This is a genomic window from Nitrosomonas sp. (assembly GCF_043753625.1).
Taxonomy (GTDB): Bacteria; Pseudomonadota; Gammaproteobacteria; order Burkholderiales; family Nitrosomonadaceae; genus Nitrosomonas.
In genome coordinates this window covers 1-11,305 of the sequence record NZ_JAYUWI010000101.1, presented here as the reverse complement: position 1 = coordinate 11,305, position 11,305 = coordinate 1, and the positions used below count along the sequence as shown (strand labels likewise).

The window sequence follows — 11,305 nt, the reverse complement described above, 5'->3', positions numbered from 1 at the left end:
CCCGTAAAATTCTTTCGCTTTATTCCCGTCATTTCCTGCTCCTTCTTAGCAGGATACCATCTTAATTTACTGTCCTGAAAGGAGGGTCCACTATAGTTTAGCTTTTTAGCTGTTTAGTTAACGTTCTCCTACTGTTGAGCTAATATATGCAATGAAAAAAGTTTACGACTTTAATTTTTCGCTACGCTAGAATTTTGATGAGGTTTTAATCACCCTCATCAATCAAAACTCGATAAGTACCTACCTTTTCACACAAACTGCCAGAATCAATTTCATAATTCTTTGCTTGACTTTCTAAATCATCCACAGTTTTAACAAGATAAAGAAGTTAGTTTGTACAACTTCATATCAATATGACAAATTACTAATAACCATATGATAAATATCACATAATAAAAGTGTTAAATAATTAATCAATCTAAGGAAAACCCTTAGATTGATTAATTAATTTTTCAAATAAAACTGTTATACACAAAGTTATCCACAATAATTGTGGATAAAACAAAAAATCTTATGTTAAATAAGGTGATAGATGTACTATTCGTTAACTGATAGTTAATTTTTGGAAAGCCAAGCAATTGACCAAAATCCTTTTATGCTCTCGTTGATAGTTCGACGGGTGCTTGATAATTTTTGATTGTTTACATTCGCCTCTTCCTTAAGTAGATTACCAACGAAACGCTATACACAGGATAGTGTTTGATGTTTTTCGGGTCTGAAACGCTATATAGTGTTTATCTCTTTTCCCTTGCCTTTGGAAGTCATGATCTGTACGAATGATCTTCCGGTATATTTTACAAGCTGGTGTTTTTGCTCAATCCCCAATAATTGCGCATAGGGTAGCGGATCATTGTGAATAGCATCACGCACACATGGCCAGATCATGGATTGCATCGCCGGATCAATTGCCAATCTAGCCAAAACCTGTCTTTCCAGTGATTCCTTGGCTTTGCTGGTGAGTCGCTTAGTCTCGTTTCTGCTTAGACCATAATGCCGGGCAACTTCTGCATGAAACAGATTAATTAAACGTTTTAGATTACCTTTACCGCCCATGATCTTGTTGCCCTGCATTTTGTTATCCATTAATGGCAGAATTAAGGCGTGAGCATGAGGCGCGCTTTCATCCAGATGCACATCAAACGATAACAACACACCCGGAATATGCTGCTTAACCCATTCAAAGCAATCCTTAAAGAATGGCCGGGTGTCTTGCTGGTGTCGGTCAATGGGCAGGCTGAAGATAATCTCCACGGCCATCACTTGATTAACACGCGGCTGATCTATGCCAGCCTGCACCATCAAAACTTTTGCATGACGATCAATCGTTTCAGCACTATCCGGTTCAGTCAGTGAGTAATTCAATGGCGTTCTGGCTGGCTCAATATTCGCACCCGCGCCACGTTCAGCCTGTAGCGTGCGCTTATTGTGTTTCAAAGCATTCAGAACGCCATTCTTACCCTTCACCGTACCCAGCCGTAGCAAATGGCTTGCTGCCATCTCTAGCCATTCCCAAGCCGGGACAAATAGCAGTAAAGCGCCCATAGCTCAATCAAACTGAGCGAAGCTACATCAGCGCCTATGCCAAGATGAGAAAATCGCATCAGCAACATTTCCAGGCGTTCCAGCCATGACTCGCTATTCATGATTTTTACCAGGGCGCAATACATAGCAACCGACACGGTGTTTGACACCGTTCTCAGCTTCTACAGTTTCCCAGATAGTGTCGATTGCATAGCCTTGCTGCCGCAATTGCAGTATGCGCGCCGGTGGGTGATAAACATTCAAACCCCGGCTTGCTTCAAATGTATTTAATTTGAACAGACGCAGCGCTTGCAATATGCGTTCACATTGTTGTTTTGAATGGTTACCTGTAAACTTTTGATTGATCTCTTCAAAAGCCGTTTCTTTATGGGGCGGTATTTTTTTATCCATGTTATGCCCCCAGATTTCCGGTCATTGCCAAAGCTGCGCGCAGCTCACCGACATTCCAGCAAGTTGTACGCGGTGACAGTTTCCTTGGTTTGGGTATACGCCCGGCATTGACACCGCGCCACACGCTGGCCGATGAACAGGCATATAACGCTTGAACGACTGGCTGTCTTACATTGGCGGTGTTAGGAAGTTGGTCGAAATTTTTTAATGCTTCGGGGATTGGATTCGTGGTGATTTCTTCTGCCATGTCTAGCTCCATTGTGATTGAGGAGCTTCATCATGTGCTTTTAGGAAATATTATAGCCGCAAGCGGTTTACCTATTCCCGCTCGCGGTTTTGGGCTCCTATTTTCTCCGGGCTTCGAGGGCATTGGGGATTTTATCCAGTACCTTGCGAATAGCATCATCAGATACAGGCACGCCAATTTCTTCAGTCAGCCTAGCGATCTGTGCGGCCACGCCTCTTTCCTGGTGCGAGATTGCTGAGTATTCACAAAGAGCAGCAATGATAGTCAACAGCGTGTGACGTTCGGTTGTGGATAATGGTTTTTCAGCATGTCCGGGCGCTCCATTTATGGAGTCTTCTAGTTCTCGCAGCGCATCAGTGCGGACAATTAGTGTTCCATGTTCGGGCAGGGACTGCGCTTCACAGTAATTATTTACTGCAATGTTCTTGAGTAATTGCTCTTGGGAATCATCTACGTTACATTCAATCGATCTAAATTGATTTACGTACACTTGTAACTCAAATAGTTGACCATTTTGTTCAACTAAAATTGAACCTCCTCCAGTCAACTCAATAGCACTCCCATTTAACGCACGGTAATACTCTGCTTCAACAATTGATCGCTCATAGTCAATCAGTGGTAAGTCAAGAATGCCCTCAAGGAAAGTGATTTCATCCAATTTTGTACAAAGCATCGAATTTCCATATTTAATATGTTGTTCGAGTTCTATTGGGATAGGGATTTTTTCTGCGAGTTTTACTACTGTAGGTTTAGATAAATAAATGGATATCCTCAGCTTCCTATCTAATGCCAATCTAAACACATCAGCCTCGGTAACTTCCTCGCCAAACACAATAGTGAGGTGTTTTGCAGCATTTGGTACTGTTAACCAGTCTTTCAGTTTGAACAACTTGCTCATATCGCGTGCCCTTGCCACATCCCTCTAAATCAGGAAACCACGCCAGCCGGTTAGGGTTCCGGTGTTCGCCCCGTCGGGCTAGGCGCAGTTAAACTCAATCAAGTTTTTTGAAAACTAACCACTTTGGCACCGGCTGCCAATTCATCCAAATAATCCGCCCACCAGCACATCATTTCTTTGCGTTTAGGCAAGTGTTCAGCGTAGTTATAGGCTGCTACTACTTTGTTACGTTCTGCATGGGCAAGCTGCCGCTCAATCGCTTCATGCGGCCAGCCGTGTTCATGTAACAGTGTACTGGCCATGCTGCGGAAACCGTGCCCGGTCATTTCATCTTTTTCATAACCCATGCGCCGCAAGGCTGCATTGATGGTATTTTCAGACATTGGCCGGGCACCACTGCGTATGCTGGGAAAAATATATTGACCATCGCCGGTTAACGGATGGATGGATTGGAGTATTTCAACGGCTTGGGCTGAGAGCGGGATAATATGCGGCTCTTTCATTTTCATCTTATGGCCGGGTATACGCCATTCTGGCTTGTCAAAGTCAATTTCCGCCCATTCGGCATGGCGTAATTCACCAGGGCGCACAAATACCAACGGCGCAAGCTGCAATGCACACCTGGTAATGTATGAACCGCTAAATCCGCTGATTGAACGCAGTAATGCGCCAATGGTTTTTGGGTCGGTAATGCTCGCATGGTGTTTTACCTTGACGGGTGTCAATGCGCCTCTCAAATCACCGCTTGGATCACGTTCAGCGCGTCCGGTGGCGATGGCATAGCGAAATACCCGCCCGGCATATTCACGGCAACGCTGCGCTTTTTCATGTGCACCACGGCTTTCTATTTTACGCAGCACAGCCAGCAATTCCGGTGCGGAAATATCTTTGATGACACGATTTCCCAGCCACGGGAAAATATCTTTTTCCAGATAGCGCTTGATATTGGTCGCTGTTGTTTCTGCCCAAGTTTTGCTGGTTTTTGCGTGCCATTCCAGCGCTACCGCTTTGAAAGTATGTTCTGCCGCAGTGCGCACAATCTGCTTATTGATGGCTTTGTTCAGTGATGGGTCAATATCTTTCGCAAGCAATTCACGCGCTTCATCGCGCTTCTTTCTAGCATTAACCAGAGAAACAGCGGGATAAACACCGATTGCAAAAGTCTTTTGCTTGCCAGCATAGCGGTAATTCATTCGCCAGTATTTACCAGTGGATTTCACCAGCAAATACAGTCCACCACTGTCACTTATTTTGTACGGTTTGTCAGAAAATTTAGCATTACGGGCTGCGACATCAGTAAGCATTTGATGGTACCTCACCTGATGGTATCTAGAAGTACCATCAAAAATACCCTCATTCTGATGGTATGTCAAAAGATGGCATGCTATCTCTTGATACAATCAATTCTTTAAATTCATAATAATTACAATGGATTTGATACGATTCGAGACTTACTGAAATTCTTTATTGGTGCCGGGAGGGGGAATCGAACCCCCATGAAGTCGCCTTCGCGGGATTTTGAGTCCCGTGCGTCTACCAATTCCGCCATCCCGGCTAGACTATCTGTTTGTATTTGAATCAACAGAAGGCGCAATTATCACTGAAAACCTGCAGTACAGCAAGCTGCATGGGCAGAAAACATGTTGCACCAGTATAATAGGCCGCATGAAAACTCAGGATTTTGATTATTACCTGCCCGCTGAGCTAATAGCACAGTTCCCCGCAGAACAGCGCACCAGCAGCCGCTTACTCTATCTGGATAGCATCAATAATCAACGACAGAATACGTTATTTTCCAACTTGCCCAATTACCTTCGTGCCGGGGATGTCATGGTGTTTAACGACACTCAGGTGATCAAAGCGCGCTTATTTGGAAAAAAAGACAGTGGCGGCAAAGTCGAAGTGATGGTGGAGCGAGTGTTGGATGATCGTCATGTTTTGGCTGCTATCCGTGCTAGCCACGCACCTAAACCAGATTCTAAACTGTTATTAGCTGACGCCATTCCAGTAACCGTAATCGCGCGTGAAAGCGAATTTTATACGTTACGTTTTGAACATGAGAAGTCAGTCGCAGAGTTATTGGAATGTTACGGTCAACTGCCGTTGCCTCCTTACATTGCGCGACCAGCTACTGCTGCAGATGAGTCGCGTTATCAAACTGTTTACGCCAGAAACTCAGGAGCCGTTGCGGCGCCGACCGCCGGCCTGCATTTCGATACCGGCATGATAGATCAATTGCGTGCAATGGGCGTTATCATTGTCTACGTCACTCTACATGTCGGTGCAGGGACATTTCAGCCAGTGCGCGTTGAAAATATCGCCGATCACACCATGCATAGCGAAACATTCCATATCCCCCAAGCCACCGTGGATTCTATCGAGCATGCTAAAACGACAGGAGGCCGTATTCTCTCGGTGGGTACTACATCGCTGCGCGCATTGGAGGCTTGCGCATCGCTTCATCGGGGTCGGTTGATTGCAGGTTATGGCGATACGCAGATTTTTATTACGCCAGGCTATCGCTTTCAAGTGGTCGAGCGATTATTAACCAACTTTCACTTACCTTGTTCGACATTGTTGATGCTGGTTTCAGCTTTCGCCGGCATGGAAAATATTCAACGCACTTACCAACATGCTGTGACAGCACGTTATCGTTTTTTTAGTTATGGCGATGCTATGCTTATCGAGAAGAATTTATGAAATTTCAATTACATTCCACCGATCATGCCGCCCGCCGTGGCACGTTAACTTTGACGCACGGCACGATCGAAACACCGGTTTTCATGCCGGTAGGCACTTATGGTGCAGTCAAAAGCATGTCCCCTGCCACACTACAGGCTACGAACGCACAGATCATCCTGGGCAATACGTTTCATTTGTGGCTGCGTCCCGGATTGGAAGCCATTCAAGCGCATGGTGGACTACACGATTTCATGGGCTGGCATGGCCCGATATTAACCGACTCAGGCGGATTCCAGGTATATAGCCTGGGAGAGTTGCGCAAAATCACTGAACAGGGCGTTCAATTCAAATCCCCGGTCAATGGCGATAACTGTTTTCTATCGCCGGAAGAATCGATGCGGATTCAGCGCACACTCAATTCCGATATTGTGATGATCTTTGATGAATGCACGCCTTATCCGGTAGATGAAACTGCAACCAGGCTATCCATGGAACTCAGTCTTCGTTGGGCAGAACGTTCCAAGCAAGCGCACAGTGACAACCCAAATGCATTGTTCGGTATCGTGCAAGGCGGTATGTATGAGCATTTGCGCGATCAATCTTTTTTTGGCTTGCACAACATTGGCTTCGATGGGTATGCCATTGGCGGATTATCCGTCGGTGAACCGAAAGCAGATATGCAGCGTATCCTGAAACACATCTCACCGCTGCTGCCCACTGACAGGCCACGCTATCTGATGGGCGTAGGAACACCAGCAGATATTGTCAACGCAGTAGCACAAGGCATTGATATGTTCGATTGCGTGCTGCCTACGCGCAATGCCCGGAACGGGTGGCTGTATACGCAACATGGCATTATCAAATTGCGTAATAGCCGCTATCGCTTAGATACTTCGCCTCCTGATGAACAATGTGGTTGCTATACCTGTCAACATTTCAGTCGCGCTTACCTGCATCACTTACAGCGCATCAATGAAATGTTGGGCGCACACTTAAATACTGTCCACAATTTATTCTATTATCAACAACTAATGGCAGAGATTCGAGCGGCAATTGAAAACAAACAATTTGAAGAATATGCACAAGAATTTCTGGCATAAGCGGTCATCATGCTAATATGTACCCTTTTAATAAAAGGGAGAATTTTATGCTGATAAATGACGCATTTGCCCAAGCTGCTTCGTCAACGCAAGCTGGTGCAGACTGGCTGAGTCTATTACCGATGGTTGGTATACTTATCATATTTTATTTACTGCTGATCCGCCCACAGGCCAAACGTGCAAAAGAACAAAAACAGATGGTGGAAGCATTGCAAAGAGGTGATGAGGTCATCACTAACGGCGGTATATTGGGCCTGGTCATTAATGTCAGTGAAAACTATGTAGTTATCGAAGTTGCGCCTACAGCAGAGATTACTGTGCTTAAATCTTCGGTGCAAACCTTACTACCCAAGGGAACACTGAAAAGTATTGAACCCAAGGGAAAAACACAAAAAACCAAAACAGCAAAAACAACTACTGCACCGGAATCCAAAAAAGCTGAAGATACCGGAGAAGCTTCAGATAACAAAGATAATGAAGCCGAAAATAATACAGAAAAGAAATAATCACGCACAGTAACGTAGGGAGTTATTATTTAATACCTGCCCTTGTATATCTTTTTACTTTTTACCTTTTATCATTTGATACTTAACTGACACCCATGAACCGCTACGCACTTTGGAAGTATCTGATTATTGCGGTTTCGCTTTTACTCGGACTGCTTTACACATTACCTAATTTTTACGGTGAGTCTCCTGCAGTGCAGATTTCATCGTTACGGGTTTCAGCAAACGTTGACACAGCCTTGCTGCAACGAGTCGAAGACGCATTAAAAAAAGCCAATATTGAAACCGTTGGAACTTTGCTTGAAGAAGGCAGTATCAAGGCACGTTTTGCTGATACTGACATACAGATCAAAGCGAAAGATCTTTTGGAATCAACTCTCGGCAAAGAATACATAGTTGCACTGAATCTACTACCTAACTCCCCCCCATGGTTAACCAACCTTGGCGCTCTGCCAATGTACCTGGGGCTAGATTTGCGAGGTGGTGTACATTTTATGCTTGCAGTGGATATGGAAGGTGCTCTCGAGAAATCACTGGATCGTTACAGTGCTGATATTCGCAGCACATTACGTGAGAATAAAATTCCGTATACCGGACTTGAGAAACAAGAGAAAAAACTTATCTTGAAGTTTCGTGATACTGAAGCACGTACAAAGGCAGAAACTGAAATAAAATCGAATTACCCTGATCTCGGTTTAAGTGAAAAAGAAGCTGATAACCGGTATCACCTCATTGCTGCGATCAAACCCGAAGCCCAGATTCGCATGCAAGATTCGGCAGTGATGCAGAATATTACTACACTACGTAATCGTGTTAATGAACTGGGCGTCGCTGAACCAATCATTCAGAAAGCCGGAGCGGATCGTGTCATTGTTCAATTGCCGGGTGTACAGGATACGGCCAAGGCAAAAGATATCCTAGGACGGACGGCCACATTGGAAATTCGCATGGTCGATGATGAACATGATCTCGATGCTGCCATACGTGGAAAAATTCCATTTGGAATAGAGCTGTATGAGGAACGGGGCGGCGGTCCAATACTCGTCAAAAAACAGGTTTTACTCACGGGTGAGCGCATTACCGATGCGCAGCCTGGCTTTGATAAAGATAATCAACCGGCAGTGCATATCAATCTGGATAACAGCGGCTCGCGTATTTTCAAGCTATTGACGCGTGAAAACGTTGGCAAAAGAATGGCGATTCTTTTAATTGAGAAGAACCAAACGGAAGTTGTCACAGCACCGGTTATACGTGAAGAAATCGGTGGCGGACGTGTCCAGATCAGTGGACGCATGACCAGTAGAGAAGCTCGAGATGTAGCATTGCTGCTACGTGCAGGTGCGCTGGCAGCGCCGATGGATATTATTGAAGAACGTACAGTAGGCCCAAGCTTGGGTGCCGAAAATATCGCTCGGGGGTATAACTCCACGCTATATGGATTCTTGGCTGTTTCCTTCTTCGTCATAATTTATTACACGGCGTTTGGTGTTATCTCAGTCATCGCGCTCGCTCTCAATATATTGCTGTTGGTGGGTTTATTATCGATCATGCAAGCCACATTGACTCTCCCCGGAATGGCTGCTTTGGCGCTGACTGTGGGTATGGCTATCGATGCGAATGTGCTGATTAATGAACGTATCCGGGATGAATTACGCGCTGGCGCCTCTCCGCAACTCGCCATTCACGCTGGATTTGAACGCGCATTTGGTACGATTGTGGACTCCAATATCACAACCTTAATTGCAGGCATTGCGCTATTTGCCTTCGGTTCAGGACCGATCAAAGGGTTTGCGGTAGTACTGTGCTTGGGTATTTTAACTTCTGTATTTACTGCAACCTTTGTATCAAGAGGTATGGTAAATCTGATGTACGGAAGCCGACGTCGACTCGATCATGTTCCCATCGGGAAAATCTGGATACCCAAGCATAGTGCAGCGAGCGGTAAATCTATCTCGCATCATGAAGATGAGATTGACGAAGATACCATCAGCACCAAAGTAAAAATCAGCGAACAAAAAAAAGAAATCGGCCAAACAGAAACTATAATCGAAACTGATAATAAGGTTGATAGCACTGCTAAAACCAAATCGGATGGAAAAACTATTACTAAAACCAAAAGTAAGCGTAAAACATCTGATACCAAGTCACTTAAGCAATAATCGGTTCATAAGGAAGCAAAAACCATGGAATTTTTTAGATTTAATCGTGACATCCCCTTCATGAGCTGGAGACGGCCAGGAGCTGTTATTTCGATAGTAACATTCATTCTTTCTGTTTTCTTTATTGCCACAAAAGGATTAAACCTTGGCGTCGATTTTACGGGTGGAACTGTTTTGGAAGTTAGCTATAGTCAAACAGCCGATCTCGAGAAAATAAGAAACGTGTTGGTCGATCTCGACATGCCGGATGCCAGTGTACAAAACTTTGGATCTTCCCGTGAAGTTCTCATACGTTTGCCCATTAAACCTGAGACTTCCAGCGCACAGTTATCTGAAATCGTATTAAATGCACTTAAACAAGCGGATTCCTCGGTGGAAATGAAGCGTGTAGAATTCGTTGGTCCGCAAGTTGGTGAAGAATTACTCGAAAATGGTGCTTTGGCCTTACTGTTTGTTTCATTAGGCATAGTTGTCTATCTGGCCGTGCGATTCGAATGGAAGTTTGGTGTAGCAGGCATTATCGCTAACTTACATGATGTCGTAATTATCGTTGGTTGTTTTGCATTTTTTCAATGGGAATTCTCCCTAACTGTATTAGCTGCTGTATTGGCCATATTAGGTTATTCTGTCAATGAATCCGTTGTCATTTTTGATCGCATACGCGAAAATTTCAGAAAACACCGCAGAGCATCTATCACACAAATAATCGATAATGCCATTACACAAACCATGTCACGCACAATCATTACGCATGGCAGTACTCAGATGGTAGTTATCGCCATGCTTTTGTTCGGTGGTGAAGTGCTCTACTATTTTTCATTGGCATTAACAATCGGCATTCTGTTTGGAATCTACTCTTCAATAATGGTAGGCAGTCCTATTATTATGCTTCTAGGCGTTAAGCGAGAAGATCTCGTTAAATTAGAGAAGAAACCGCTAGAAAATGATGGCGCAGTGGTATAGAAGTTTCTGACAACCAACTAAATATCTATTTATTATCAAATCAAGGTAAAAAAAGACTTTTGTTAACAGAAGTCATCAACTGGATTGTCAACACGGTCGGCAGCTTAGGATACCCGGGTATTTTCTTGCTTATGCTGATTGAATCAAGCTTTATACCTTTTCCCAGTGAAGTCATTATGATTCCCGCAGAGGTTACTTGGCTTCAAAAGATGAAATGAACATGATCGACTTAATACTAAGCGGTATCTTAGGAAGCTTTTGGGTGCGCGGGCTGGTCACAACTCTACTATTTGGCGATTTAATTGGGCCACCCACTGATGATACGTTATGGTAAATATGTATGTTCAAAGAACACAACCTGCAGCAAATGGAAAATTTCTTTGCACGCCATGGTCATATTTCCACATTCACTGGCCGATTAATCCCTATGATTCGGCAATATAGCTCCATACCCCCGCTGGTCTGGCAAGAATGAATCTGCCTATTTTTTGCTTTTATACTAGTCTTAGTCTTGGTGCATGAATTTGGGTAATTATTTTGACACTGCTAGGTTACTGCCATCGGTGAAAATGAATCCCTAATTAAAGAGTATTTACGTGATATCGTCATTGCTCTGATTATTAGTTGCATGGTAAGCATTGCGCCCTATTGGAACTATCACCGAAGTTCGAGTCGCTAAACTCCTAATTCCAATTACAGATAGAAGCAGTGTAATAATGTAGCCTTTACCTTTGGTAGAGGCCATCATGGCACGGAAGGCAAGTGGGGCGGAGCAACTTGTGGTGGCAATGGAACGGTTAAAGAAGGCCAAGACTGAG

Annotated in this window: 12 protein-coding genes and 1 tRNA gene; 5 read left to right on the top strand and 8 right to left on the bottom strand. The window is 44.3% G+C overall.

What is annotated here, in order from left to right; all coding sequences use genetic code 11:
• Positions 1–723: 723 nt before the first annotated feature.
• From ACH10T_RS08980 to ACH10T_RS08950, 7 genes are all read right to left on the bottom strand, one after another.
• Entirely contained in the window at positions 724–1,497 is a 774-nt protein-coding gene (locus tag ACH10T_RS08980; protein WP_394808953.1) for a plasmid recombination protein, read from the bottom strand.
• Between the two features lie 2 nt (positions 1,498–1,499).
• Positions 1,500–1,643 carry a hypothetical protein gene (locus tag ACH10T_RS08975; RefSeq protein ID WP_292994661.1) on the bottom strand — a complete coding sequence of 48 codons (144 nt, stop codon included), beginning with the start codon at positions 1,641–1,643 and terminating at the stop codon, positions 1,500–1,502.
• Entirely contained in the window at positions 1,636–1,932 is a 297-nt protein-coding gene (locus ACH10T_RS08970) for a helix-turn-helix domain-containing protein (RefSeq protein ID WP_305333966.1), read from the bottom strand. Before ACH10T_RS08970 ends, ACH10T_RS08975 begins: the two co-directional genes overlap by 8 nt.
• 1 nt (position 1,933) lies before the next feature.
• On the bottom strand, positions 1,934–2,179 hold the full coding sequence (locus ACH10T_RS08965; protein ID WP_394808952.1) for a helix-turn-helix transcriptional regulator: 246 nt from the start codon (positions 2,177–2,179) through the stop codon (positions 1,934–1,936).
• Between the two features lie 97 nt (positions 2,180–2,276).
• Positions 2,277–3,068: a hypothetical protein gene (locus ACH10T_RS08960; RefSeq protein ID WP_394808951.1), complete on the bottom strand. Its 792-nt coding sequence runs from the start codon at positions 3,066–3,068 to the stop codon at positions 2,277–2,279.
• Positions 3,069–3,175: 107 nt separating this feature from the next.
• Positions 3,176–4,381, bottom strand: coding sequence for a tyrosine-type recombinase/integrase (locus tag ACH10T_RS08955; protein WP_394808950.1), 1,206 nt, complete (start codon positions 4,379–4,381; stop codon positions 3,176–3,178).
• Positions 4,382–4,545: 164 nt separating this feature from the next.
• Positions 4,546–4,632: transfer RNA gene (locus ACH10T_RS08950), tRNA-Leu, on the bottom strand.
• 110 nt (positions 4,633–4,742) lie between these two features.
• Between ACH10T_RS08950 and queA the strand changes: the two genes are divergently transcribed.
• The 5 genes from queA (at position 4,743) to secF (ending at position 10,487) form a co-directional block, all read left to right on the top strand.
• Positions 4,743–5,777, top strand: coding sequence for a tRNA preQ1(34) S-adenosylmethionine ribosyltransferase-isomerase QueA (queA, locus tag ACH10T_RS08945; RefSeq protein WP_394808954.1), 1,035 nt, complete (start codon positions 4,743–4,745; stop codon positions 5,775–5,777).
• Positions 5,774–6,859: a tRNA guanosine(34) transglycosylase Tgt gene (gene tgt / locus ACH10T_RS08940; RefSeq protein ID WP_394808949.1), complete on the top strand. Its 1,086-nt coding sequence runs from the start codon at positions 5,774–5,776 to the stop codon at positions 6,857–6,859. The genes queA and tgt overlap by 4 nt, the downstream gene beginning before the upstream one ends.
• Positions 6,860–6,906: 47 nt before the next feature.
• On the top strand, positions 6,907–7,365 hold the full coding sequence (yajC, locus tag ACH10T_RS08935; RefSeq protein ID WP_394808948.1) for a preprotein translocase subunit YajC: 459 nt from the start codon (positions 6,907–6,909) through the stop codon (positions 7,363–7,365).
• A 95-nt stretch (positions 7,366–7,460) separates the two neighbouring features.
• A complete protein-coding gene (gene secD, locus ACH10T_RS08930) occupies positions 7,461–9,524 on the top strand; it encodes a protein translocase subunit SecD (protein WP_394808947.1) in 2,064 nt (687 codons plus the stop codon).
• 24 nt (positions 9,525–9,548) lie between these two features.
• Positions 9,549–10,487: a protein translocase subunit SecF gene (gene secF, locus ACH10T_RS08925; RefSeq protein ID WP_394808946.1), complete on the top strand. Its 939-nt coding sequence runs from the start codon at positions 9,549–9,551 to the stop codon at positions 10,485–10,487.
• A gap of 592 nt (positions 10,488–11,079) precedes the next feature.
• On the opposite strand, the gene ACH10T_RS08920 is transcribed toward secF, so the two are convergent.
• The coding region (locus ACH10T_RS08920; protein WP_394808945.1) for a hypothetical protein at positions 11,080–11,305 on the bottom strand (226 nt) is incomplete at its 5' end.

Coding starts and splice junctions, on each gene's coding strand:
- ACH10T_RS08980 (WP_394808953.1), bottom strand. CDS start 1,497: ATGGCAGCAAGCCATTTGCTACGGCTGGGTACGGTGAAGGGTAAGAAT.
- ACH10T_RS08970 (WP_305333966.1), bottom strand. CDS start 1,932: ATGGATAAAAAAATACCGCCCCATAAAGAAACGGCTTTTGAAGAGATC.
- ACH10T_RS08965 (WP_394808952.1), bottom strand. CDS start 2,179: ATGGCAGAAGAAATCACCACGAATCCAATCCCCGAAGCATTAAAAAAT.
- secF (WP_394808946.1), top strand. CDS start 9,549: ATGGAATTTTTTAGATTTAATCGTGACATCCCCTTCATGAGCTGGAGA.
- tgt (WP_394808949.1), top strand. CDS start 5,774: ATGAAATTTCAATTACATTCCACCGATCATGCCGCCCGCCGTGGCACG.
- secD (WP_394808947.1), top strand. CDS start 7,461: ATGAACCGCTACGCACTTTGGAAGTATCTGATTATTGCGGTTTCGCTT.
- yajC (WP_394808948.1), top strand. CDS start 6,907: ATGCTGATAAATGACGCATTTGCCCAAGCTGCTTCGTCAACGCAAGCT.
- queA (WP_394808954.1), top strand. CDS start 4,743: ATGAAAACTCAGGATTTTGATTATTACCTGCCCGCTGAGCTAATAGCA.
- ACH10T_RS08955 (WP_394808950.1), bottom strand. CDS start 4,381: ATGCTTACTGATGTCGCAGCCCGTAATGCTAAATTTTCTGACAAACCG.
- ACH10T_RS08975 (WP_292994661.1), bottom strand. CDS start 1,643: ATGAATAGCGAGTCATGGCTGGAACGCCTGGAAATGTTGCTGATGCGA.